25 protein-coding genes and 1 pseudogene are annotated in these 24132 nt (G+C 69.8%); 13 read left to right on the forward strand and 13 right to left on the reverse strand.

What is annotated here, in order from left to right; translation table 11 throughout:
• A pseudogene (locus KUTG_RS63225) lies at window positions 1–371 on the reverse strand (alcohol dehydrogenase catalytic domain-containing protein); the annotation flags it as partial.
• 180 nt (window positions 372–551) lie between these two features.
• Between KUTG_RS63225 and KUTG_RS05065 the strand changes: the two are divergent.
• Window positions 552–1232 carry an HSP18 transcriptional regulator gene (locus KUTG_RS05065; protein ID WP_198047021.1) on the forward strand — a complete coding sequence of 227 codons (681 nt, stop codon included), beginning with the start codon at window positions 552–554 and terminating at the stop codon, window positions 1230–1232.
• Here the strand turns inward: KUTG_RS05065 and KUTG_RS05070 are convergent.
• The 3 genes from KUTG_RS05070 to KUTG_RS05075 all read right to left on the reverse strand — a co-directional run bounded on the left by KUTG_RS05070 (window position 1192) and on the right by KUTG_RS05075 (window position 3372).
• Window positions 1192–2226 (reverse strand): SDR family NAD(P)-dependent oxidoreductase, encoded by a 1035-nt coding sequence (locus tag KUTG_RS05070; RefSeq protein ID WP_369794436.1) that lies wholly within the window; start codon window positions 2224–2226, stop codon window positions 1192–1194. The genes KUTG_RS05065 and KUTG_RS05070 overlap by 41 nt on opposite strands.
• A 51-nt stretch (window positions 2227–2277) precedes the next feature.
• Window positions 2278–2409, reverse strand: coding sequence for a hypothetical protein (locus tag KUTG_RS65105; RefSeq protein WP_255360848.1), 132 nt, complete (start codon window positions 2407–2409; stop codon window positions 2278–2280).
• Between the two features lie 345 nt (window positions 2410–2754).
• On the reverse strand, window positions 2755–3372 hold the full coding sequence (locus tag KUTG_RS05075) for an MEDS domain-containing protein (RefSeq protein ID WP_157494340.1): 618 nt from the start codon (window positions 3370–3372) through the stop codon (window positions 2755–2757).
• A 484-nt stretch (window positions 3373–3856) separates the two neighbouring features.
• Here KUTG_RS05075 and KUTG_RS05080 point away from each other — a divergent pair, with 484 nt between their 5' ends.
• Entirely contained in the window at window positions 3857–4459 is a 603-nt protein-coding gene (locus KUTG_RS05080) for a hypothetical protein (RefSeq protein WP_043715270.1), read from the forward strand.
• A gap of 58 nt (window positions 4460–4517) precedes the next feature.
• Complete coding sequence (locus tag KUTG_RS05085; RefSeq protein ID WP_043715273.1) at window positions 4518–5234, forward strand: fibronectin type III domain-containing protein; 717 nt, start codon at window positions 4518–4520, stop codon at window positions 5232–5234.
• 178 nt (window positions 5235–5412) lie between these two features.
• Here KUTG_RS05085 and KUTG_RS05090 read toward each other — a convergent pair whose 3' ends face one another.
• Window positions 5413–6480 (reverse strand): sodium:calcium antiporter, encoded by a 1068-nt coding sequence (locus KUTG_RS05090; protein ID WP_043715275.1) that lies wholly within the window; start codon window positions 6478–6480, stop codon window positions 5413–5415.
• A 164-nt stretch (window positions 6481–6644) separates the two neighbouring features.
• Here KUTG_RS05090 and KUTG_RS52925 point away from each other — a divergent pair, with 164 nt between their 5' ends.
• Together KUTG_RS52925 and KUTG_RS05100 are read left to right on the forward strand one after the other, a co-directional pair.
• Window positions 6645–7028: a DUF3618 domain-containing protein gene (locus KUTG_RS52925; protein WP_052393989.1), complete on the forward strand. Its 384-nt coding sequence runs from the start codon at window positions 6645–6647 to the stop codon at window positions 7026–7028.
• A gap of 61 nt (window positions 7029–7089) precedes the next feature.
• Window positions 7090–7287: a DUF3072 domain-containing protein gene (locus KUTG_RS05100; RefSeq protein WP_043715278.1), complete on the forward strand. Its 198-nt coding sequence runs from the start codon at window positions 7090–7092 to the stop codon at window positions 7285–7287.
• Window positions 7288–7515: 228 nt separating this feature from the next.
• Here KUTG_RS05100 and KUTG_RS65960 read toward each other — a convergent pair whose 3' ends face one another.
• The gene (locus KUTG_RS65960; RefSeq protein ID WP_052393991.1) at window positions 7516–7701 is read right to left on the reverse strand and encodes a Rieske (2Fe-2S) protein; all 186 of its coding nucleotides are present in this window, start codon (window positions 7699–7701) and stop codon (window positions 7516–7518) included.
• Entirely contained in the window at window positions 7671–8369 is a 699-nt protein-coding gene (locus KUTG_RS65965; RefSeq protein WP_369794437.1) for a DUF2231 domain-containing protein, read from the reverse strand. The genes KUTG_RS65960 and KUTG_RS65965 overlap by 31 nt, the downstream gene beginning before the upstream one ends.
• Window positions 8370–8500: 131 nt before the next feature.
• Between KUTG_RS65965 and KUTG_RS05110 the strand changes: the two genes are divergently transcribed.
• The 4 genes from KUTG_RS05110 (at window position 8501) to KUTG_RS05125 (ending at window position 13373) form a co-directional block, all read left to right on the forward strand.
• The gene (locus KUTG_RS05110) at window positions 8501–9625 is read left to right on the forward strand and encodes a carboxylate-amine ligase (protein WP_232240671.1); all 1125 of its coding nucleotides are present in this window, start codon (window positions 8501–8503) and stop codon (window positions 9623–9625) included.
• Window positions 9622–10800: a PP2C family protein-serine/threonine phosphatase gene (locus KUTG_RS05115; protein ID WP_198047022.1), complete on the forward strand. Its 1179-nt coding sequence runs from the start codon at window positions 9622–9624 to the stop codon at window positions 10798–10800. Before KUTG_RS05110 ends, KUTG_RS05115 begins: the two co-directional genes overlap by 4 nt.
• A gap of 23 nt (window positions 10801–10823) precedes the next feature.
• The gene (locus tag KUTG_RS05120; protein WP_043715281.1) at window positions 10824–11801 is read left to right on the forward strand and encodes a DNA topoisomerase IB; all 978 of its coding nucleotides are present in this window, start codon (window positions 10824–10826) and stop codon (window positions 11799–11801) included.
• Window positions 11802–11987: 186 nt separating this feature from the next.
• The gene (locus KUTG_RS05125) at window positions 11988–13373 is read left to right on the forward strand and encodes an IS1380 family transposase (RefSeq protein ID WP_043715283.1); all 1386 of its coding nucleotides are present in this window, start codon (window positions 11988–11990) and stop codon (window positions 13371–13373) included.
• 190 nt (window positions 13374–13563) lie between these two features.
• Here the strand turns inward: KUTG_RS05125 and KUTG_RS05130 are convergent, their stop codons facing one another.
• Window positions 13564–14733: an IS630 family transposase gene (locus KUTG_RS05130; protein WP_232240672.1), complete on the reverse strand. Its 1170-nt coding sequence runs from the start codon at window positions 14731–14733 to the stop codon at window positions 13564–13566.
• A gap of 66 nt (window positions 14734–14799) precedes the next feature.
• On the opposite strand from KUTG_RS05130, the gene KUTG_RS05135 reads away from it, so the two are divergent.
• Complete coding sequence (locus tag KUTG_RS05135) at window positions 14800–15123, forward strand: hypothetical protein (RefSeq protein ID WP_043728364.1); 324 nt, start codon at window positions 14800–14802, stop codon at window positions 15121–15123.
• 162 nt (window positions 15124–15285) lie between these two features.
• Complete coding sequence (locus KUTG_RS05140) at window positions 15286–16713, forward strand: NF041680 family putative transposase (protein ID WP_198047728.1); 1428 nt, start codon at window positions 15286–15288, stop codon at window positions 16711–16713.
• A 168-nt stretch (window positions 16714–16881) separates the two neighbouring features.
• Here KUTG_RS05140 and KUTG_RS05145 read toward each other — a convergent pair whose 3' ends face one another.
• Both KUTG_RS05145 and KUTG_RS05150 read right to left on the reverse strand, forming a co-directional pair.
• Complete coding sequence (locus tag KUTG_RS05145) at window positions 16882–18267, reverse strand: IS1380 family transposase (RefSeq protein WP_043715286.1); 1386 nt, start codon at window positions 18265–18267, stop codon at window positions 16882–16884.
• 143 nt (window positions 18268–18410) lie between these two features.
• On the reverse strand, window positions 18411–19826 hold the full coding sequence (locus KUTG_RS05150; protein ID WP_043715290.1) for an NF041680 family putative transposase: 1416 nt from the start codon (window positions 19824–19826) through the stop codon (window positions 18411–18413).
• A gap of 246 nt (window positions 19827–20072) precedes the next feature.
• Between KUTG_RS05150 and KUTG_RS05155 the strand changes: the two genes are divergently transcribed.
• Complete coding sequence (locus KUTG_RS05155; protein ID WP_232240673.1) at window positions 20073–20762, forward strand: 50S ribosomal protein L11 methyltransferase; 690 nt, start codon at window positions 20073–20075, stop codon at window positions 20760–20762.
• Window positions 20746–20946 (forward strand): CDGSH iron-sulfur domain-containing protein, encoded by a 201-nt coding sequence (locus tag KUTG_RS05160; protein WP_043715292.1) that lies wholly within the window; start codon window positions 20746–20748, stop codon window positions 20944–20946. Before KUTG_RS05155 ends, KUTG_RS05160 begins: the two co-directional genes overlap by 17 nt.
• Here the strand turns inward: KUTG_RS05160 and KUTG_RS05165 are convergent.
• The 3 genes from KUTG_RS05165 to KUTG_RS05175 all read right to left on the reverse strand — a co-directional run bounded on the left by KUTG_RS05165 (window position 20919) and on the right by KUTG_RS05175 (window position 24121).
• Entirely contained in the window at window positions 20919–21896 is a 978-nt protein-coding gene (locus KUTG_RS05165; protein ID WP_052393996.1) for an iron-containing redox enzyme family protein, read from the reverse strand. The genes KUTG_RS05160 and KUTG_RS05165 overlap by 28 nt on opposite strands.
• Window positions 21886–22959 (reverse strand): carboxylate-amine ligase, encoded by a 1074-nt coding sequence (locus KUTG_RS05170; RefSeq protein WP_043715296.1) that lies wholly within the window; start codon window positions 22957–22959, stop codon window positions 21886–21888. The genes KUTG_RS05165 and KUTG_RS05170 overlap by 11 nt, the downstream gene beginning before the upstream one ends.
• Before the next feature lie 100 nt (window positions 22960–23059).
• On the reverse strand, window positions 23060–24121 hold the full coding sequence (locus KUTG_RS05175; protein ID WP_043715298.1) for a carboxylate-amine ligase: 1062 nt from the start codon (window positions 24119–24121) through the stop codon (window positions 23060–23062).
• Between the last annotated feature and the right edge of the window lie 11 nt (window positions 24122–24132).

Consider the following 24132-nt stretch of genomic DNA (forward strand, 5'->3'; position numbering starts at 1 on the left):
GTAGCCGAACAGCGCCGCCCCGCTGCCCTGCTCGTGCACCTGCGTCGTCTCGCACTGCGAGTGCAGCCCCTGGCCGCACATGAAGCACGTTCCGCAGGACACGTTGAACGGGATCACCACCCGGTCGCCCGGTCGCCCGGCCGCACCGCCGTGACCTCCGGGCCGACCTCCTCGACCACGCCCATCGGCTCATGGCCCAGGATGTCGCCCTCCTCCAGGAACGGGCCCAGGACCTCGTACAGGTGCAGGTCGGAGCCGCAGATGCCGCTGGAGGTGATGCCCACGACGATGTCCGTCGGCTGCTCGATCCTCGGGTCCGGCACGGTGTCCACACGAACGTCGCGCTTTCCGTGCCAGGTCACTGCCTTCATCGGATTTCCTCCCATGTCGTCAGGGCCTGGCTACCCGGTGCGCGACCGGACAATCACCGGCCCACGCCGGCGCACGGCGCCGTCCCGCACCTGTCATCAAATGGACGACAAGTGCTCGTGTCATCACTGGGATGACCCTGCTAGGATGTCGTCCGAGTGATGGCAGGGAGGGAGGGACGAGTGTTGGAGGGCAGCGAGCGCGAGCGGGCCCGGCGGCGGCTGGCCGACCGGCCGCTGGACGAGCAGGCGCGCGACGGCGACATGGCGCTGACCGACCTGGGCCTGGTCAACCGGGTCGCGCACCGCAAGCTCGGATTTCCCGAGGACGACGAGGCGGGAGTCGCCGACGCCGTGGCCGCGCTGACCCTGCTGCGGCACCTGCGGGAGGAGCTGGCCGAGTGGGAGCCGCGGCTGATCGCGGCGGCCCGGGCCCACGGTGCGAGCTGGATCCAGCTCGCGCCGGCGCTGGGCGTGGCCAGCCGGCAGGCGGCCGAGCGCCGCTACCTGCGGCTACGCCCCGACGACACGGGCGAGGCGACCACCGGCGAGCAGCGGGTCCGGGCCGAGCGCGACCGGCGTGCCGGGGATCGGGCCGTCACGCAGTGGGCCCGGGAGAACGCCATCGGGCTGCGGCAGCTCGCCGCCCAGGTGAGCGCCCTGGACGGCGACGGCACCCTTGATGACGACGCCCGGAAGCACGTGGACACCGTGACCGCGGCGCTCGGCGAGCCTGACACCGCCGCGCTGCTCGGGCCGCTCACCGACGCGCACCCGCACCTGCACACCAGTCACCCCGGCCTGGCCGACAAGATCGCCTTGGTCACCGACGCGGGCAACAGCTCCCGGCAGTCCAAGGACTGAGCCCGAACCCGCTGCGGGACCTGATGGGCATGCGGCCCACAGGTCCCGGGCGGCGCGGGAAAGCTGCGAAGGGGCAGAAGCCTCGTGGCGAAGGCCGCGGCGAACCAATGGCGCAGGGCGTGCCGCGAACGTCACGAACCAACTCAGCGCCACCGTGGGTCGGACCAGCAGCGCGGGCGAGCTGGTCCGTCAGTCGCCCGCGCTGCCGGGCTCGCTCATCTTGCGGTGCTGGGCCGCCATCACCTTGTCCGGCAACACCTTCGCCGCCGCGACCTGCGCCCTGTTCTTCATCGACCCGGCCACGACACGGTCCTTTGCCGGCCATCATCGCCTTGTAGCCCTGTTCGGCCACGAGTTCGGCGGAGTCCTTGTCCTCGGACGCCCCGAGCTTGGTGTCGCCCATGTCCGCCCGGTCGAAGAACTCCGTGTCCGTCGGCCCGGGCATCAGCGTCGTCACGGTGACCCCGCTGTCCTTGAGCTCCTCGCGCAGCGCCTCGGCGAAGGAGAGCAGGAACGCCTTGGAGGCGTTGTAGACGGTCTGGAACGGCCCTGGCATGACGGCGGCGATCGAGGACGTGAACAGCACCCGGCCGCTGCCCCGGGCCGCCATGTTCGGCAGCAGGAGCTTGGCCAGGTGCACCGCCGAGCGCACGTTGAGGTCGACGACGGAGAGCTGGTCGGCCGGCGTCGAATCGCCGACGAACGCCCCCGAGACGCCGACGCCGGCGTTGATCACCAGTGCGTCCACCGGGCGGCCCGTCGCCGTCACGCTTTCGACCAGCTGCTCGACACCGTCGGGCTCGGTCAGGTCGGCCCGCACGGCCTCCACGGCCACGTTGTCGGCGCGCAACGCATCCGCGGCGATGACCAGCTCGCTGTCCTCCGCGCACACGAAGAGGTCGAAGCCGTTGGCCGCGAGCTGGTGGGCCAGTTCCAGGCCGATGCCGCTGGACGCCCCGGTCACCACCGCGAGCGGGTTGAGGGGTGTGGTCACGTCTCCTCCTTCGATGTCGCTCATCGAAGGCGATACCCCGCGGCGCGGCCGCTACACGTGCACGCCGGTCAGGCGCAGCACGTCGATCACATGGATCGGCGTGGCCAGACCGGTGCGCAGTTCCAGTGATGCCCCGGTCACGGGCGTGGTCGTCCAGGGCCAGCAATGGTCGATGAACGTCACCTTGGACGCGTCGAGCTCGTCGGCTTGTTGTGAATTAGCATGGTTTTGCGCGATTTTCTGTGCAGATGGCGCTACGAAACGCTTAGGTACGTTTTCTTTCAGTTGACGACTTGGGGCAGCGAACTATGTGTTAGGTGTCTACGGTAAAAGCGGGACGTTCCTAGCGCACGTCTCTTCTTCGCAATAGCTCGAAGGGATGCGCGCGCATAAAGCATAACCTGTATCGCCGTGAAACGCGCCGCATGTTGAAGGTGCAAGCGCTGCTATAGACAGCTAAGGAGATCGACTTGCACAGAACAGGCGATCATTGACTTGCTTAGCGTGGCGGGGAATGAGTAGGTGTGCCTAAATCGGTATCGCTGGGAGCTTTCGCAAGCTGCGAGCAGTCGGCCCGAGCCGTAGAGCCGGAAAGGGCGTGGCGCCGCGACTGTGCTGGGATGCATGCACGCCAGTTGGGCCACCGCCTCGCGGCCCAACTGGCCGCGGTTGTAGCCCGCACAGCGCCGCGAACGGCCGCGCCGTCATGTAGCGGTCGATGAGGTGTTCATAGCGGGCGAACGCGTCCAGTTGGGCCGGACGGCGGACCATGCTGGTCACGTCGGCCGCGACCCGCAGCCCCGCGAACCCGTCGGCCAGTGCCCGCTCGGTGGCCGCGGCGTACCGCGCGACCTGTGCCTCGGGCTCGATCACCGTGTCCTCACGGTAAATGCCCCACACCGGCATCACGCTCGCCGCGCCCCTGCGCAGCGCCCCGGCCATGCCCTTCGCCTCGCACAGCTCGGCCTCCAGCGTCTCCACGCTGCCGTCGCCTACATAGCAGACGCGTTGTCCGAGAGTGAGTCCGTCGGCCAGGAAATCGCGGGCATGGCGGCGGAACTCGGCACCGCCGTCGAAGCTCCAACAGACGTGGTCGTGAACCCCGAGGCCGCGAGCATTGTCCACAGTTCCGCTGGCTCGCACCACGAGACCAGCCTACGCCGGTAGCTGTGGGAACGCAGCGTCGACCGGCACGGATTACCCCGCCGGGACGACACGAGTTTGCAGGATGACATGGGAATTGTCAACGCTGCGATGACATTCGCGTGCGAGAGCGAGGCACGGGCGAAAACGGCGAGGCAGCGCGACGACCACCCGCGCCGGCCACCGACAACGCTCGGCCGCACCTCCGTCGCGCCTCGCCGACGGACTGCGCGAACCGCCGACGGCAGGAATTGCGCCATCGGCGTCGTCGATGGACCCGCCGGGCGGACCGCGGCCGTCCAACGACGCGCAGCAGGATGCAACGCCGATGAAAACGTTTTCAGTCAAATGTGAACACACCACCCCTGAGCACGGCCGGGCCGGGTCGGAAGGCGCTTTCCACATTGACGCTCGGTGGCGCCCTCACTAGCTTCGCCTTCGCTTCCCCGCCCAACCCGGTTCAGCCACATGAACGTTTGGGGTGCACATGTCTGTGAAGCGTTACGCGGCCGCCCTGTGCGGCGCCGTCTGCGGGGTGACGATGATGATCGCCCCCGCGGCATCGGCGCGGACGCCGGCCGCGACCTGGGTGGAGTACTCGCCGAGCTTCAAGGTGCAGCAGGAAGGGTGCGCCAAGGTCAGCGACCTGACGTTCCAGCTGACCTGTTCGAAGTCCGGCTCGTCGCACGACCGCGCGGAACGCCGCTACGTCGACTACACCAGCGGCGCGCACAAGTTCGAGGGCACTTTCAAGATCACCAGTCAGGGCGGGTCGCGGATCAGTCTCAAGCAGACCTTCCACGGCACGCAGGGCCCGTACTTCCTGCTGGCGGTGGAGAACGGCGGCCGGCTGTACTCCGTGGAGAACCAGAAGACCATCGCCACCGGCGCGACCATCGGGACGCCGGTGACCGTGGACACCGTGCACACCGCCGGCAAGACGATCCAGGTGTACATCAACGGGGCGCTGAAATACACCGAGTCCAGCCCCGGCGGCACGTTCTACGACAAGTTCGGCGCCTATCGCACGGCCAGCGGCAAGGGACCGATCACGGTCCAGTGGAGCGACATCCACTTCTGGCATCAGTGATCGCGGGCGCCGGTCCTCGCGCGGGGGCCGGCGCACTCCGCGCGGGGAGGTGACATCGATGATGAGACGGCTGCTGGCGGCCGCGCTTCTGCTCGCGGCGCTGACCGCTTGCGGCACAACAACTTCCGCCGCGGACATCCGTCTCACCGCCACTCTCGTCACGCCCGTGGACGTCACGCTGACCTGGCACGACGACGGCCCCGCACCCGCAGGCCACGTGGTGGAGTACGCCACGCACGACGGCGGCCCGTACACCGTCCTCGGCTTCGTGGTCGCGGCGCAGACCAGCTACCGGCACCAGAACATCATGCCCCACACCACGTTCTACTACCGCGTGCGACCGTACTACGGTCCCGCGTCCGAGGCCGTTGACGTCACGCTGCCGCCCGGCGCCTACGACGACGACGCCCACGCCGACGACCAGGCCTGGGCCGCGCCGCGCGCCGAACCGGGTCGAAACCGGGCCGACCAGGCGATCCGGGCGCCTGACGCCGCGGCGTCGGGCGCCCCCACCGACCTGGCCCCGACCGTGATGAACGACAACGGCGTCCGCCTCACCTGGGTCGACCACGCACGGGACGAGGACGGCTACCTGATGGAGATCAAGGCCGCCGACGCCGAGGACTTCCAAGTGGTGCAGGTGCTGGATCCCCGCGTCAACGCCTGCGGCGTGGCAACGCTGCCGGATGAGAAGCGGGCGGCGTACCGGGTGCGCGCCTTCTACTACGGTGATCGATCCGCCATCGCCCACGCGACGACCGGTGGCCCGCCATGACCGGCGGGCCCGCCGTCCGCGCCTCAGTCGGGCCGCTCGGGCAGTCGTGAGCGGATCTCGGGTCTGCCGTCGCCGCCGGTCCGGTCGGTCGTCTCGTGCCAGCGCTGTGCGGCCTGGCGGGTGAGCGTGCCTTGCGTTAGTAGCATTTCTACCGGCAGCTGCTCGGCCGGGGGTGAAATCACGCCGTGGCGATGGCGAACAGGCCGGCCACGCCCAGCGCGTACAGCACCAGCACGACCAACGAGTCGACCCCCATGCCGGCGATGCGCCGGGCCGGCCGGAACAGCAGGCCGGCCGCGTAGACCAACGTGAGCAGGATTCCCAGTGCGGTGAGGTAGATGTCGGCGTGCTGGGCCTGCGGCAGGACCGAGCGGCCCGACAGCAGCGTCGCCAGCAGGAACAGCACGGGCAGGAACGCGTTGCCGCCGAAGATGTCGCTGACCGCGAGCTGGTAGTCGCCGTTGCGCACGGAGGTCAGCCCGGTCGAGATCTCCGGGAGCGAGGTGGCGGCCGCGAGCACCGTCGCGCCGAACAACACGCCGGAAAGGCCGATGTGGTCGGCGATGGCGTCACCGCTGCGCTCCAGGGCCACGCCGGCCACCAGCGTGACCACGGCGGCCAGGCCGAAGATGACCGCGGCCTTGGCGGTGCTGGTTCCCTTGCTGGTGGCCTGGTGCTCGGCGTGCTTGCGACGATGTCCGCGCGGACGGTCCTGGCCGTCGGGCGCCTGCCCCGACTCCTGCCAGGGCAGCGAGCTGCCCGCCCGTCGCAGGAGCAGCAGCCCTGCCACCCACAGCACGGTGATGAGCACCGGCCCCGGCGTCAGGCGGAAGGCGATGAGCCCTGACGGCAGCTGCGTGCCGGCCACGACCACCGCCAACACCGCGATCACGAGCATGGCTTCGAGCACCAGCACGAGCGAGGCGGCCCGATAGGTGAGCGGCTTCGAGCCGCGCCCGCCGGCCGCGTCCAGCACGACCAGGACGACGGTCTGGATGGCGATGCCGCCCAGGACGTTGCCGACGGCCACGCCGAGATTGCCCGAGACCGCCGCGCTCGCCACGATGGCCAGCTCCGGCAGGTTCGTGGCCACCGCGAGCAGGATGAGACCGCCCAGCGCGGAACCGAGACGCAGTCGGGTGGACAACACGTCGGTCTGGTCGGACAGCTGCACACCGGCGACCCAGATGACCGCGGCGGCTCCGGCGAAGATCGCCAGCAGCGCCACCAGTGGCAGTCCCGACATTCGCAGGCCTCCGTCCGTCCCTGTGCAGGCAACCCTGGGGCAAACGCCCCGAGGACAAGCGACTCTGTGCAAGTATCCGCAAGCCACCGCGCCCAACCCACGTGTCGTCCTATTCACGGCTGGGTATCCGGCCGTCACCACCGGTTCGTGAACAGGAGCGCGAGATGAACGCGAAGGATCAGGCGGCGGAGCTGCGAGAGCAGGCCGAGCGCACCCGTGAGGCACTGGGCGAGACGGTGCAGCAGCTGTCCGACAAGCTCGACGTGCAGGCCCGGGCCAGCGAGGGCATGCAGAAGGTCGGGGCCAAGGCCCAGCAGGTGGCCGCCACGGCCGCCGACAAGGCCCAGCAGGCCACGGCGCAGGTCAAGGACTCCGCCGTGCACACGTTGGACGAGGCCGAGCGCAGGATCAATGATCTGCCCGAGGCGGTTCGGGAGCCGGCGCATCGCACCATGGACGTGGTGCGGCAGCGGCCGGGCCTGGTGCTGCTGGGCGTGGCCGGGCTGATCGTGCTGCTGCGGCTGTTGCTTCGCCGGTCCCACGACTGAGAAACTCGAACAGGGTTTCGACGGGGACGGCGTCGGGCATCCGCACCGCAGGAGGTGCGCGATGACTGAGCCGGAGCCGAACCCGGAGAAGCCCGTCGAGCAGTGGACGACCGGCGAGGAGCCGATGACCGGCCCCCAGGCCTCGTATCTGGGCACGCTGGCCCAGGAGGCCGGCGAGGAGCCGCCGTCGGAGGACCTGACCAAGGCGGAGGCGTCACGCCGGATCGACGAGTTGCAGCAGCGAACGGGACGAGGCTGACCGACCTGTGGGCTCGCTCCGGTACCGTCAAATTCCACCGGCCTAGCGGGTAATACAGCGTCGGCAACCCAAGCTTTCCCTAGATGCACGGAAAGCAGGGAGGGTCCTGGAGTGGGCTGGGAGGCATCTCTTACCTTTGCCTTACCTGCCATGGCTTAAGCACCCCCACACGCGTCTTCCAGACGCCGTCCTCGCTGTAGGTGATCACACGTCCGGGCACCGCTTCCCCTAAGCAGTCTTGACTTCCAGCCGGCCGGCCCGCACCCGGCTGTCCGGCCGCTGCTGCGGCGCCGTTGCGGGCCCGTGCGCCGGACGGCCGTCATCGAGTCGGAACACGCTGCCGTGCAACGGACATCGGACACAGTCGACACCGCCGACCTCGGTCAGCTTCCCCTCGGACAGCGGGCCGGACATGTGGCTGCACAGGGTCGTGCAACACCGCGAAGTCGTCGCCGCGCCGGACCACGAGCACCGGGATCTCTCCCGCGTCCCGTCGGATCGGCTCCGCCTCGGCGAACTGCTCGACGGGACCCAGATCGCACCAGTCGGCCGGGCCGAGGCGGGACGCCTGCTCGGAATGGTTGGCCCCGACGGCTCGTCGGAAGGCCAGATCGCCGCCGAGGGTGGCGCCGGCCATGCTGAACGTCAGACCCGCCAGCGCCGACCACACGCCGGCCCGCTCCCGCCCGCGCGCCCGCAACGCCAGGGAAGTGACGTAGCAGACCAGCGCCGCCGAGTTGGCCGCGGCGCACGACGCCGATCCGCTGGTGGTCCCGCTCGCTGTCCGCGTAGTCGGCCAGGCCCGCCGCGGCCGCCGGCACGCTGCTGAGCACGCCGAGCCCGATCAGGCGCGTGGCCTCCCGCGAACTGCCCCCGATGTCCAGCACGGCCGCGCTGGCGAAACACCCGATGGGCACCTGCACCAGGGCCGGGTGCAACGGATGGCCGAGAAACACGCCGTGCAGCAGATCCTTCACCATGCCTGGACGCAGGACTGCGTGCACGCCTCGGCGAAGGGCGTCGCCGACGGTGTCGAGCCGCTCGTCGTCGGCGATCCGATCGAAGACACGGGTTTGCTCCATGGTTGCCGCATTCCCATAACACCAGCGGTTAAACAGCGGTTGACGCCGACCGCCGACGGGTATCAGAGCGCCGTGCGAGGCAAAAGACGTGACGACGAGACCAGCGCCGTGCCGGTCGGGGAGGTGTGACCGTGGCCCTGACCTTCGGTGTCGAGGAGGAGTTCCTGGTCGTCGACGCCACCGGCCGCCCCGTCCCCGCGGGTCGCGCGGTGCTGGCCGACGCGGTCTCGGACGGCTCCGACGGCGAGGACAAGGAGCTCCAGCCCGAGATGATCGCCAGCCAGGTGGAGTCGGCGACGCCGGTCTGCACCTCGGTCGGAGAACTCGTCGGTCACCTGGACCGGCTGCGAGAGACGTTGGCGGCCTCCGCGCGCGACCACAGCCTGCGCCTGATCGCCTCCGGCACGCCGCCGCTGGGCGAGGCGTCGCCGCCGCCGCTGACGCCCGAACGCCGCTACCACCGGATCGCCGACCACTTCCGCAACCTGATGAAGTCGGCCAACGTCTGCGGCTGCCACGTGCATGTCGGCGTGCCGGACCGGGAGACGGGGCTGCACGTGCTCAACCACCTGCGGCCCTGGCTGCCGGCGCTGCTGGCGGTCAGCGCCAACTCGCCGTTCGCCGACGGCGCCGACACCGGGTACGCGAGCTGGCGGCACATGCAGATGTCCAACTGGCCCTCCGCCGGCCCGCCGCCGCTGCTGCGGTCGCCGGCCGAGTACGACGCCACACTGGCCACGATGACCCGCTCGGGGGCGTTGCTGGATCCGGGCATGGCGTACTGGGACATCCGTCTCTCGCCGACCTACCCGACGGTGGAGATCCGGGTCTGCGACGTCATGATCACCACCTCGGAGGCGGCCCTGATCGCCGTGCTGACGCGGGGCCTGGTCGCCACGGCGCTGCGCCGGGACGATGCGCCCGAGGTTGCTCAGGAGGTGGTCCGCGCGGACCTGTGGCTCGCCGGACGGGACGGGCTCCGCGGGCGCTGCGCCGCCCCGAGCGGCAGTCCGCCGGCGTCGCGTGTCCTGGACCGGCTCGTCGCGGAGGTTCGCCCGGTGCTGGAGGACGAGGACCGGGACTTCGTCGACCGGGTGACCGACAGGCTCGCCCAGGTCGGCGACGGGGCCACCCGGCAGCGCGCGGCCTTCGCCCGGGCCGGTCGGACGGAGGATGTCGTCGCGATGCTCGCCGAGGCAACCGCTGCCCGGCTGACGGTTAGCGATCGGGGATGTGCGGGTAGCCGTTCGCGGTGACTGCGCCGGGTTCCGTCGCCCAGATGCTGGCCGGATTGTTGGAGGCCGGCCATCTGGCCACCTTCGACGACCTCCCCGCTCTCGTCGCGCGGCACGGCGCGACCGCCGGCCTCGTGGACGTGGCGGCCTACGTCGCGGACATCCGTGAGGACAACCTCGTCCGACTGGACGACGCCGCGACGAGGCTGCCGATCGACACCAGCGCGGCCGGCTGGGCGTTCCGGAACGTGGACGTGGTCACCAGCCAGTCGTCGCTGTGGGTTCCGATGCTGGACGGCACCGAGCGCATCGGCGTGCTCGGCGCGAGGGCCGGCGACGGCGACACGGTGGTCGCCCTGCGCGCCCTGGCCTCGCTGGCGGCGCTGCTGGTCGTCAGCAAGCGTCCGCACAGCGACAGCTACCCGGCGATCGTGCGGTCCCGGCCGATGTCGCTGCCGTCGGAGGTCATCTGGCCGCTGATGCCGCCGCTGACCTTCGCCACCAAGGACCTCGTGGTGGCCGCGGTGCTCGAACCGACGTACGAGATCGGCGGCGACGCCGTGGACTACGCGGTGTCACCGGACCTGCTGCACCTGTCGATGTTCGACGCCATGGGACACGACCAGTCCGCCGGCCTGACCGTCGCCATCGCCACCGGCGCGTGCCGCAACACCCGCCGGCGCGGCGCGACGCTGCCGGAGATCGGGGAGGCGATCGACGACGCCATCGCGCGGCAGTTCGACCGCAAGCGGTTCGCCACCGGCGTCCTGGCCCACCTGCGGCCGTCGACCGGCCTGCTGACGTGGATCAACCGGGGGCATCCGCCGCCGCTGCTGATCCGGCAGGGCCGGTGGCTGACCACCCTGCGCTGCCCGCCCGCGCCGCCGATGGGGTTCGCCCTGGGCATCCCGGCGACCGAGTGCCGATACCAGCTGGAGCCCGGCGACCGGGTGCTGTTCCACACCGACGGCATCACCGAGGCCCGCGACCACCTGGGCCGTGAGTTCGGCCTGCGGCGGTTCACCGAGCTCGTCGTGCGCGGCGCCGCCGACGGCCTGCCCGCGCCGGAGACCCTGCGCCGGCTGATGCGGGCCGTGCTGGCCCACCAGAACGGCCGGCTGCAGGACGACGCCACCGCGCTGATGCTGGAGTGGCGTGGCGATCAGCAACGCCGGTTGACGATCGGTTCCGGCTGAGCGGAACCGGGTATTCCCCGACCATGCGGTTGAGACGGAGCCGGTTGGCCGGCGAGTGCATCACCCGGCGTCGCCGTGGCCGCGGCTTCGGCTACCAGCACTACGACGGCTCGCCCGTGACCGATGCCGAGACCCTCGACCGGATCCGGGCGCTGGCCGTGCCGCCGGCGTGGCGGGACGTGTGGATCTGCCCGTGGCCCAACGGCCACATCCAGGCCACCGGCACCGACGACGCCGGCCGCAAGCAGTACCTCTACCACGCCCAATGGCGTGAGGACCGCGACCGGCAGAAGTTCGACCGGGTGCGGAAACTCTCGGCCAAGCTGCCCGCGCTCCGTGAGCAGGTCACCACCGACCTCGCCGCCGGCGGCCTCGCCCGCCAGCGCGTCACCGCCGTCGCCCTGCGCATGCTGGAGCAGGGCGTGTTCCGCATCGGCAACGACGAGTACGTGGAGTCCAACGGAACCTACGGTGTGTCCACTTTGCTCCGTGAGCACGTGGCCGTCCGCCGTGGTCGCCTGGAGTTCTGTTTTCCCGCCAAGGGCCAGAAGGAGCGCCGCGTCGCCCTGGAGGACCGCGAGCTCGCCAAGGCCGTCACCAGCCTCAAGCGCTTCCGCACCGGCAGCGACCGCCTGCTCATGCACCGTGACGGCAAGGACTGGCGGCCGCTGGACTCGCAGGACGTCAACGAGCGCCTGCACGAGCTGGTCGGCGACGAGTTCACCGTCAAGGACCTCCGCACCTGGAACGCCACCGTGCTCGCCGCCGTGATCCTCGCCGGCCGCAAGGGCCAGGGCAGCAAGCGCGTCGCGGTCCGCGAGATGTACGAGCAGGTCGCCCACCATCTCGGCAACACCCCCGCCATCACCCGGAAGTCCTATGTGGATCCCCGCGTCGTCACCGCCTTCGAACAGGACCGCGCCATCCGCCCCTCGACGGACCTTGACAGCGTCGAACGCTCCGTCGCCCGCCTCCTGTCCCGCACCGACTTCGACACCTGAACCCCCGCGAGTCACGCTCCGGGACACACCGAATGTAGGTTTCGGGCAGAACTAAGCCTCGATCCACCGGTGATCTTGGTGATCTCGGGCCGCGAGGTGTGGCGTGAACAGGGAAATGCCCTCCAGGTGAGGATAATCGGTCTTGCTGAAGGAACGATCCATCCCGACCGAGAGGGCATCTCCGAGGTGCGATTATGTCATAGCGCCGTGCGAGTGGGCGCGGTGTTCGATGATCCGAATCTGGTGGCGTCGGCCGGTGTCGTGCCAGTGATGCGACTGGCCGAGCAGGCCGGCCTGCACGACCTGGTCGAGGACCGGGTGCGGATACCGGAATCGGCAGGGGCGAACCCCGCGGCGAAGGTCGGCTCGATCGTGGCCGGGATGCTCACCGGCGCCGACAGCATCGACGACCTGGACGTGGTCCGGCACGGCGGGATGGGCCGGTTGTTCACCGGAGCACGCGCACCGTCCACAGTGGGCACCTTCCTGCGCGCGTTCACCTGGGGACACGCCCGGCAACTGGAGTCGGTGGCCCGACAGATCACCATCGGCCTGGCCTCGCGGACTCCGCTGCTGCCCGGCGCCGAACAGATGATGTTTCTCGATGCGGATTCGACGTTGGGTGAGGTGTTCGGGCACGCCAAGCAGGGCGCGGCGTTCGGACACGCGAAGGTGGGCGGCTATGTCGTGCGGTTACGGGGCTATCACCCGCTGATCGCCACGCTGTCCACCCCCACCGCGGCGCCAGTGATCGCCGCCACCCGGCTGCGAGCGGGCAACGCCGGCTCGGCACGGGGCGCGGCCAGCATGGCACGAGAACTGATCAGTGTGGCCCGTGGCTGTGGCGGCCAACCGGGACGGATGCTGTTTCGCGGCGATTCGGCCTTCTACGTCGGCGAGTTGATCACCGCCTGCCGGCAGGCGGGCGTGGCGGTGTCGGTCACGATCAACCAGTACCCCTCGGTGGTCGCCGCGATCGCCGGAGTCCAGGAGTCGGCGTGGATGCCGATCCGCTACCCGAAAGCGGTGTGGGACGCCCAGACCCAAGCGTGGATCAGTGACGCGGAGATCGCCGAGACCCCGTTCACCGCCTTCGCCGCGGACAAGCAGCACCGGGTGGTCGGACGGCTGGTGGTGCGACGGGTCCGCGACCAGAACCACCTCGACGCGTTGTTCCCGGTCTGGCGGTGTCACGCCTTTTTCACCACCAGCACCGCCGAGTTGGTCGAGGCCGAAGCAACCCACCGCCAGCACGCGGTCATCGAGCACGTCAACGACGACCTCAAACACGGCCCGCTGGCGCACTTCCCGTCGGGGTGCTTCGCCGCGAACGCCGCCTGGCTGACCTGCGCGGCGATCGCGTTCAACCTCACCCGCGCCGCTGGCTGCCTGGCTGGCGGACACTGCGCCAAAGCCCGCATCGCCACGCTGCGCCGTCAGCTGATCAACGTTCCCGCCCGCATCGCGCACCGGGCACGCCGGCTGATCCTGCACCTACCCCAGCACTGGCCCTGGGAACCGGCCTGGCTGGCACTGTCGGCAACCGCCCACGCCCCGCCCAGGACTGCCTGATCAGCATCCCGCCTTCTCAAGGCTCGACCGGAGACCCTGTCGTGGAAAGCTGGACAGACCAGCGGTTTCCGGCTGCCCACAGCCGCGAGCAAGATCGCTGACGCAGCCACTTCACGAAACCAAGATCACCAGCAATCTAGACCGGTGGATCGAGGCTAAGTGGTTGGTTTCGGAAGTTCCTCGTAGGTGATCATGCTGCGGTCGCGAGTCCGGCAGCGGCCTGTTGTGGTTCGTGATAGCTGATGCGAGCGAGCAGGTCGTGCAGGTCGTCGCGGGTGAACGTCCACCGGAACGGCCTCGCGGTGGCGTTGTACCGTTCCTCGAAGTCGGCCAGGCGGTATCCGACCTCGGCCAGGTCGGTGAAGTCGTTGGGAGACACCACCTTGCGCTGCACCACCGAGAAGTGGACCTCCACCTGGTTCAACCACGAGGCGTGCACCGGGGTGTGCACCATGACCGCGTTGGGGAATCGGCGAGCCAACCGGTCGACCGCCGCCTGCCCCCGATGCGACGACCCGTTGTCCACCACCCAGAACACCCGCTTCGCCGACGCATAGGGCTCCTGAGTCATGACCTGCTCGACCAGCGCCATGAACGGCACGATCCCCGTGGACGGCGCGCACGAGCCGAACACCCAGGCCCGATGCACGTCGTAGGCGGCCAGATACGCCACCGCCCCACCCCGGGTGTACTCGTGGTTGACCCGCATCATCCGGGCCCTGCCCGGCGGCAGGCTGGGATGGCAGCGGCAGCGGGCCTGGATCGAGGTCTTCTCATCACTGGAGATCACGAACTCGCCCGCCCCGAGTTCCCGGCCGCCCCAGCGGCGGTGATACAGATCCAGCACCCGCCCGGCCGTCACGGCGAAGTCAGGATCACGGGGAAAGACCCACGACCGGTACTGCCAGGGCTTGATCGCGTTCCGGGCCAGCCAGCGGCGCACCGTGGCCGCCGAGACCCGCTCGGCGACCCCCTGGGCCACCACCTCGCGGGCCAGTTCCGGACACGACCACCGCGCCAGCGGCACCCCGACACGGGCGGGAAGCTGGCAGGCCAGCGCGGTGACCTGCGCGATCTGCACCGGGCTGAACCGGGACGGCCGCCCCGAGCGGGGCCGATCCATCAATCCGGCCAGGCCGTGCTCGGCGAACCGGCCCCGCCAGGTGCGCACCGTGTCCACCGTGACGCCCGCTTCCGCGGCAATCTGGGTGTTGGTCTGCCGATCGGCGGCCCGCAGCACGATCCACACGCGGATCTTGTCGCGATACGGCGTGGTGTGTCCCCGCGCCCGCCGGATCAGGATCCGCCGCAGGGCGCCGGTCACCCGCACCGGACAGGCCGCCATCGCGGGCACCGCCACCACACTCACTCTCGTGATCGAGGATCAGGACGGTGATCATCGTGGTGGTGGGGCACGATGATGGCCATGGCCACCCCGCCCGAGTCCACGAAGAACTCCCTGTCCTATCGGCTGGCCGTGCATGCCCGGACACGGTGGCCGCGGGTGGCCAGCCTGGACGTGCGGTACCGCGGCCAGTTCGCCTACGCCGACGCGCATCTGGCCGACGGGACGATCCAGCCACTGATCCGGCTGCGCTACGGCGGTTCGGCCCGGCACTGGGGCTTCGGGCTGTACCTGGCCAGCTCCGGGAAGTACGAGGACCAGGTCCTGCCCAGCGGGCTTCCCTTTGGCAGCCCGGAAGAGGCCCTGGACTGTGCCTGTGGTCTCTACCTCGGCGATCCCGTCTGACTTCCCAACCGACCCCCGAAGGACTTCCGAAACAACCACTAAGCTTGTTCTTTAACCTGCCGGCGTCGGGGACGCACCCCGGTTGATCATGAGCGCAGCCCTTGGTTGATCATTCGTCTTGCGACAGAACGACGATCAAAACCAAGGGCTGCAGTGATCAGTGTGCACGATCCCGACCGCGAGGCCGCGGTCGGGGAGCTGGCCAGGTTCCGACAGGAACTCTATGACTGCTTGACGGCGCGGGCGGATGCGTTGTTCGAGCTGACAGACGCGGTGCTGTGCGCCGACGGACCGGTGACCTCGCTGGTCGATCTGACGCTGACGCCGGAACATCGACGCGGCCACGGCGCCCTCTACGACGGCCTCAACCACGGCCAGATCGATGTCGCGCGGCTACGCGTGGATCTGGCCCGCCTGCCCCTGCCCCGCACCCAGGACGGGCGGATCGTGCTCGCGGTGGACGTCAGCCCGTGGCTGCGCTCAGACGCGGCCACCAGCGCTCAGCGGTTGTTCTGTCACGTCTACGGACGTGCGAAAAGCGCCTCGCAGTTCATCCCCGGCTGGCCCTACTCCTTTGTGGTCGCACTGGAGTCCGGACGCACCTCGTGGACCGGAGTGCTGGACGCGGTCCGGCTCGGGCCCGCCGATGATGCCACCGCCGTGACTGCAAACCAGCTGCGCGCCGTGGTCGGCCGACTGGTCACGGCCGGGCACTGGACCGACGGCGACCCGGCCATCCTGATCGTGATGGACAGCGGCTACGACGTCACCCGGCTCGCCTTCGTGCTGGCCGACCTTCCCGTCGAGGTCCTCGGGCGGATCCGCTCGGACCGAGTGCTGCGGCTGCCCACACCACCCCGGCTACCGGGCACCAACGGCCGACCACCCAAGCACGGGCCCGAATTCGCCCTGGCCAAACCCGCCACCTGGCCTGAACCCCAGCACACCACGACCACGAGCACCACTCGCTACGGTGCCGCCCGAGCCAGCAGTTGGGACCGGGTGCATCCCCGGCTCACCCACCGCACCTGCTGGCTCGACCACGACGGTGACCTCCCGATCATCGAAGGCACACTGCTGCGTCTTCAGGTCGACCACCTGCCCGGTGACCGCAACCCCACCCCGGTCTGGCTGTGGTCCTCGGCCACCGGCGCGACCGCTGGGGACGTGGACCGCTGGTGGCAGTCCTACCTGCGCAGGTTCGATCTTGAGCACACGTTTCGTTTGATCAAGCAGACTCTGGGCTGGAACCGTCCGAGGATCCGTACCCCGCAGGCAGCTGATCGGTGGACCTGGCTGATTATCGTTGCCTACACGCAACTCCGCCTCGCGCGTCCGCTCGTGGAGGATCTGCGCCGTCCGTGGGAGAAGCCCGCCGCCCCTGGTCGCCTCACGCCCTCTCGCGTCAGGCGCGGGTTCCGGAACATCCGTCCGGCACTCGCCCTGCCAGCCAGGGCACCGAAACCCGGCACACCAGGCCCCGGACGCCCACCTGGTTCCAAGAACCGTACGCCAGCCGTGCGGCACGACGTCGGCAAGACCGTCAAACGCGACCTCACCATGGCCGAACATCAAGCCCACACGGGTTAAAGAACAAGCTAAGCCTCGATCCACCGGTCTAGATTGCTGGTGATCTTGGTTTCGTGAAGTGGCTGCGTCAGCGATCTTGCTCGCGGCTGTGGGCAGCCGGAAACCGCTGGTCTGTCCAGCTTTCCACGACAGGGTCTCCGGTCGAGCCTTGAGAAGGCGGGATGCTGATCAGGCAGTCCTGGGCGGGGCGTGGGCGGTTGCCGACAGTGCCAGCCAGGCCGGTTCCCAGGGCCAGTGCTGGGGTAGGTGCAGGATCAGCCGGCGTGCCCGGTGCGCGATGCGGGCGGGAACGTTGATCAGCTGACGGCGCAGCGTGGCGATGCGGGCTTTGGCGCAGTGTCCGCCAGCCAGGCAGCCAGCGGCGCGGGTGAGGTTGAACGCGATCGCCGCGCAGGTCAGCCAGGCGGCGTTCGCGGCGAAGCACCCCGACGGGAAGTGCGCCAGCGGGCCGTGTTTGAGGTCGTCGTTGACGTGCTCGATGACCGCGTGCTGGCGGTGGGTTGCTTCGGCCTCGACCAACTCGGCGGTGCTGGTGGTGAAAAAGGCGTGACACCGCCAGACCGGGAACAACGCGTCGAGGTGGTTCTGGTCGCGGACCCGTCGCACCACCAGCCGTCCGACCACCCGGTGCTGCTTGTCCGCGGCGAAGGCGGTGAACGGGGTCTCGGCGATCTCCGCGTCACTGATCCACGCTTGGGTCTGGGCGTCCCACACCGCTTTCGGGTAGCGGATCGGCATCCACGCCGACTCCTGGACTCCGGCGATCGCGGCGACCACCGAGGGGTACTGGTTGATCGTGACCGACACCGCCACGCCCGCCTGCCGGCAGGCGGTGATCAACTCGCCGACGTAGAAGGCCGAATCGCCGCGAAACAGCATCCGTCCCGGTTGGCCGCCACAGCCACGGGCCACACCGATCAGTTCTCGTGCCATGCTGGCCGCGCCCCGTGCCGAGCCGGCGTTGCCCGCTCGCAGCCGGGTGGCGGCGATCACTGGCGCCGCGGTGGGGGTGGACAGCGTGGCGATCAGCGGGTGATAGCCCCGTAACCGCACGACATAGCCGCCCACCTTCGCGTGTCCGAACGCCGCGCCCTGCTTGGCGTGCCCGAACACCTCACCCAACGTCGAATCCGCATCGAGAAACATCATCTGTTCGGCGCCGGGCAGCAGCGGAGTCCGCGAGGCCAGGCCGATGGTGATCTGTCGGGCCACCGACTCCAGTTGCCGGGCGTGTCCCCAGGTGAACGCGCGCAGGAAGGTGCCCACTGTGGACGGTGCGCGTGCTCCGGTGAACAACCGGCCCATCCCGCCGTGCCGGACCACGTCCAGGTCGTCGATGCTGTCGGCGCCGGTGAGCATCCCGGCCACGATCGAGCCGACCTTCGCCGCGGGGTTCGCCCCTGCCGATTCCGGTATCCGCACCCGGTCCTCGACCAGGTCGTGCAGGCCGGCCTGCTCGGCCAGTCGCATCACTGGCACGACACCGGCCGACGCCACCAGATTCGGATCATCGAACACCGCGCCCACTCGCACGGCGCTATGACATAATCGCACCTCGGAGATGCCCTCTCGGTCGGGATGGATCGTTCCTTCAGCAAGACCGATTATCCTCACCTGGAGGGCATTTCCCTGTTCACGCCACACCTCGCGGCCCGAGATCACCAAGATCACCGGTGGATCGAGGCTAAGCTTGAGATTTAACCCTCAATGTCTGTTTTTTTGGGCTTGCCGGGGTCGTGTACCGGGGCTTGGCGGGAGTTTCGTGACCCTGTCGGACGTCCAGGACCGGGCCGGGAGAATTTCGGTGCGCTGGCAGGCAAAGCGGCCGTCGGGCGAACCGCGCGAAAACCTCGCCGGACCCGGGTCGGGGACAACCGGGCAGGTGTTGCCGACTTTCGCTCCCAGGGACGCCGTCGATCTTCCACGAGGTGACGGGCCAGCCGAAGCTGGGTGTAGACCGCGATCATCAGCCAGGTCCATCGATCCGCGGCTCCGGGCGTACGGACGCGAGGCGTGGTCCAGCCCAGAGTTTGTTTGAGGAAACGGAAAGTGTGCTCCAGGTCGAAGCGCCGCAGGAACATCTGCCACAGCCGATCCACCTGCCCTGCGGTTGCCGCGGTCGTGGAGTGCCACAGCCACAACGGTTTCGGGGTGCCGGTGCCGGGTAGCCGGTCGACCTGGAGCCGGATCACCGTGCCTTCCATGATCGGCAGGTGGCCGGCGTGGTCGGCCCAGGCGCCCGTGCGGGTCAGCTTGGGGTGCAACCGATCCCAGGAGCGAGCGTGGGCGGCGCCGTAGCGGGTGGTGTCGGTCGTCGTGGTGCGCACGGGGGCCGGCCAGGTCGCCGGATCAGCGAACACGAACCGGGCTCCGTGCCGGGTGCTGCGGCCTCGGGCGCCGGGCTGCCGTGGCGGCGCGGGGAAGGCAAGCACCCGGTCGGACCGTAGTCGCACCAGCACCTGGACCGGGAGGTCGGCCAGCAGGAATGCCAGGCGGGGACCGTCATAGCCGCTGTCGCCGGTGATCCAGATCTCTGGATCGCCGGCGTGCCAGTGTCCGGCGGTGACCAGCGCGTCCACCACGGCGCGGAGTTGGGTGGCGGCCAGGTCGGTGTGGTCATCGTCGGGACGCACGCGCGTCACGTCGAGCATCGCCGTCCACGAGGTGCGGCCGGGTTCCAGGGCGGCGACGAAGGAGTAGGGCCAGCCGGGGATGATCTGGGCTTGGCCGCGACCGCGTGCGTAGGTGTGGCAGAACAGCCGCTCCGGGCTGGTGTTCGCATCCGGGCGTAGCCAGTGGCTCACGTCGATGGCCAACACGATCCGGCCGTCGTCGCAGCGGGGGATCGACTGGCGGGCGACAACGTTGCGGAATCGGGTGATGTCGATCTTGCCCTGGCGCAGGCCGTCGTACAGGGTGCCGTGGCCCCGTCGGTGTTCGGTGGCCAGTGATAACTCGACCAGCGAGGTGACCGGTCCCTCGGCGCACAGTGCCGCGTCGGCCAACTCGAACAACGCGTCCGCCCGTGCGGTCAGACACTGGTAGAACGCCTTACGGAACCCGGACAGGTCCCCCAGCACAGCGGTGGCGCTGGTGTGGTGCACACTGATCATCGAAGCCCTTGGTGTGATCTTCCGACTGTCGCAGGAAGGAATGATCAACCAAGGGCTTCATCCATGATCAACCGGGTGCCGTCGTGGGCACGCCAACCTTAAATCTCAAGCTAAGCCTCGGGTCTCAGTTCTGCCCGAAACCGTATTTCGGTGTGCCGGAGAGCGTGACTCGCGGAGGTGGTCGCCGACAGGCAACGGCGGGCGAGTATCTGGTTTGGACGGTTGAGGCGGGGCTATTCCGTTGGCGTGACTACCTTTGAGGATCGGGTGGGTGCGCCGCCGGCGGTGCGGCTGGTGCGGTCGCCGGGGGTGTACCGGCCGCAGTCGGACACCTGGCTGCTGGCGGAGGCCGCGATGGCGGCCGGGGTTCCGCCGGGGGCGCGGGTGCTGGACATGTGCACGGGGACGGGGGCGCTGGCCATCACGGCGTCGATGCTGGGGGCCAGGGACGTGGTGGCCATCGACGCGTCCCGGCGGGCGGTGGTGTCGGCGAGGCTGAACGCCTGGCTGAACGGCCAGCGGATCCGCGCGTCGCGGGGGTCGATGCTGGCGCTGCCGGCGGCGTCGTCGTTCGACGTGGTGCTGGCGAATCCGCCCTATGTGCCCTGCCCGGCGGGCACGGTGACCAAGGGACGGCGAAGGGCCTGGAACGCGGGGCCGGACGGCCGGGCGCTGCTGGACCCGATCTGCCGGTCGATGCCGGTGTTGTTGCGGAGAAAGGGATTTCTCCTGATGGTCCACTCGACGCTGTCCGATGTGGGCAAGTCGCTGCGCCGGCTGCGCGAAGGCGGGCTGACGGCGGAGGTGGTGTCGCGGGGCACGATCCCGTTCGGGCCGGTGCTGCGGAGCAGGACGGAGTTCCTGGAACGGGCCGGGCTCATCGAGCCGGGGCAGCGTCACGAGGACCTGCTGGTGATCCGTGCCGACCGACCGTGAGCACCGGCGCGTGGCCGTGGAGCACGGCGGGCCCGTCCTGGTGGACGGGCCCGTCGAGATCGTGTTGCCGGACGGGACGACGGCCCGCTCCGACCGGTTCGTGGTGGCGGTGTGCACCTGCCGGCGCAGCAAGCGCTACCCGTTCTGCGACACCAGTCACCGCAAGAGGGTCCGCGACTCCTGACGCAGCGAGGTCCGCCCACCCCGCCAGCAGGACAGCAGGTGGCCGGCCAGGTTCTGCTCCAACAACTCCGTGGCCTGGACGCCGAACACGATGTCGGCGGCCAGTTCCGGTTCGCGCGCGAGCAGGTCGCCGACGACGTCGTGGCGCAGCACCTGCTCGTGCACGGCGTCGGCCTCGATGTGCTCGGTGTAGAACAGCCGGCAGGCGTCGGGGGCGTCGAGCCGGATGAGAGCCTGCTCCATGCGCTGGGCGCTGGGGCCGGTGCTGATCTCGGCGGCGGCGAAGTGGCCGACCAGGGCGCCGCGCAGCCGCCGGTGCAGGCCGAACAGCGACATCATGTTGACGGTGGCCAGCGAACACGCCGGCACGTCGTCGAGGTAGCGCAGGTACGCGGAGGAAAGCCCGGCTGCGTCGAGGAGATCGGCGAACAGCCGGGAGTGCACACGCTCGGCCCGGCCGCCGCCGAACTCGTCGAACTCGACGGCGACGAGCGCGGCCTTGGCCCGGCCGCTCAGCCGGGGAATGACCCAGGCATGTGGGTCGGCCTCCTTGAGATGGTAGATCGAGCGGTGCATGAACAACTCGCGCAGCTGCCACCACTCCCCCTCATCCCGCAGGAAATGGCTGAGCCCCTCGCCGGGCACGTGCTCGACGAGCAGCTCATCGATCTCGGCGGTCACGTCGTCGCCGCCGGGAACCGCGGCGTGCAGGGCATCCTCGAACACCCGCTCCATGCGACCGCGCAGCCGCAGCAGGTCCGGATCCCATTCCCACGCCGGGTCGACCCCGGGCAGCCCCTGGTAGTGCAGCTCGTAGCACAGGTGCAGGGCGAGTTGGAGGTCGTCGCCGAACGGGTCGGCGTCCTCCACCGGCCCCGACGGCCGGGCCGAGCCGGCCGGCCGACGCAACACTCCGACGACCTCTTCGGACAGTGGTCCCCTAGCGATCATTGCCACCTCCCAGCGAAAGCCGTCGCACGACGGCGGACAGCCCGGCCGCGGCCACCAGGCGCTGACGGGTGGCGCCGGAGCACCGGTCCCGCAGCAACCGGTGCACCTCGTCGAGCTCGCCGGCGTCCACGAGCGCGTCCCGCACGTGGTCGAGCAACAACGTCATCATGACCGGCGCCGGTATCTGGCGGCCCAGCACGGGATCGACGGCCGGACCGTCCATTCCGTACCGGGACGCCGTCCACACGGCCGCGGCGGCGGTCTGCGCCGGCAACGCCTCCACCCCACGGTCCAGTTGAGCCAGGACCGTGGTCACCAGTGCCCGGCACAGCAGCGCCTGCAACACCGCATCGTCCACAGTGGCCGCGGTGTCGGCGATGCGGAACTCGACGGTGGGCCAGCGCGGCGAGGGTCGGGCGAACCAGAAGGTCTGCTTCTCGTCGACGAGAACGCCGCACTCCACCAGGCGGGAGATCTCCTCCTGCCACTGGGCGTGATCGGCGCACCAGGGCGGGATGCCGGAGCCGGGGAACCGCGACTGCTGCACGATCCGCCAGCTCCCGTAGCCATGGTCCAGTCCATTGTGGAACGGAGAATTGACCGACAGCGCCAGCAAGGTCGGCAGCCACCGGGCCACATGGTTGACCACGGCCACCGCCGTGTCCCGGTCCGGCACGCCGACGTGCACGTGACAGCCGCAGGCCTCGTAGTCGTCGGCGATACCGGCGTAGAGCTCATCGACGAGGGCGAAGCGCGGATTCGCGCTCTTCTCCGGCTGCGCGGAGCCCATCACCGGCGTACCGGTGGCCAGGACGCGCACGTCCAAGATCGAAGCAGCAGCCATCAGCGCCGCACGACCGGCCACTAGCTGATCCCGGAGTTCCGTCGCGTCACGGCACACGCCGGTGGCCACTTCCACCTGGGTGTCGCGCAGTTCCCGTTGCACGGTCATCCCGTCGGGCAGCGGCGCGACGCAGCGCGCCACCACCTCGGCCGCGCGCGGCGTCGTGTCGCCGGCGCGGTCGACAAGGAGGAATTCCTCCTCGACTCCGATCGTGCTCATCACTCTGCCGAAATACCCGCCGGACACGGCCGTCAACCGGCCGCGTGGAAGTCCCGCCACGCCTGACCGGACACGACCATGCCGTCACCGGCCGCGATGGTCAGCCCGACCAGGCCAGGGCGTCGATCACGTCGGTCATCTGTTCGGACTTGTCGTGGGCGGCGCGCTGACGCTGCGCGCCGTTGCCCGACGCGCGCACGCCGGCCAGGGCCTGTTCCACGAATTCGGCGTCGTCGCCGAGTTCCAGGGACGCCACCAGGTCGTTGACGGCCTGCCAGGCGGGCACGAGGTCGCCGGTGCATGGGTGGACGCAGCGGCCGGTGAGGCCGTCACGGGCGGACCGCCAGAGCCAGGCCCGCAGCACCTCGGGGGCGGGCTTGGCGACGGGGTCGGCGTCGAGGGCCTGTGCGGCCAGGCCGCGAACGATCGCGGCCAGCAGGGCCGCCTCAGTGGGCGTCGGAAGGACGTCGGCGATGCGCACCTCGACGGTGGGCTGGTGCGCGGAAAGCCTGATGTCCCAATAGAGCATGCCCCGGTCCATCGCCGCGCCGACGGTGGTCAGCGCCTCGACGGTCGACTCGTACGCGTCCACGGAGTCGAAGTGCGGCGGCGCGCCGGCAGAGGGCCAGCGGGTCCACAGCACGTGTCGCCAGCTGGCGTAGGCGGTGTCGTCGCCGTTGTGGAACGGCGAGTTGGCGGTCAACGCCAGCAGCACCGGCAGCCAGGGCCGGATGTGGTTGCTGATCCGCAAACCGGTTGCCGCATCGGGAATCGAGACATGGACGTGGCACGCGCAGGTCAGCGAGGCCTGGGCGATGCCGCCGAACTCGCGGGCCATGCGGTGGTAGCGGACGTCCGGGGTGAACCTCGGCGGACGGTCGTCGGCCATGAGCGCGGTGCCGCTGGGCAGCAGTCGCAGGCCCTGCTCGGCCGCCTTGGCGGCCAGCCGGTCGCGTAAGGCGTGCAAGCCCTCGACGACCTCCTCGATCGTGTCGCAGACGGCCGTCGCGGACTCCACCTGGCACCGCCGCAGCTCGTGCTCCACCTGGCCGTCCAGGTCCTCGACCTGCTCGGATATCTCCGGTCCGGCGGCCGCGAGCCGGCCGGAGCCGTCGACCAGCAGGAATTCCTCTTCGACGCCGAGCGTCGGACCCGGTCTCATGTCGGGAAGAT

This window comes from Kutzneria sp. 744 (genome assembly GCF_000568255.1).
In the GTDB taxonomy this organism is placed as follows: Bacteria; Actinomycetota; Actinomycetes; order Mycobacteriales; family Pseudonocardiaceae; genus Kutzneria.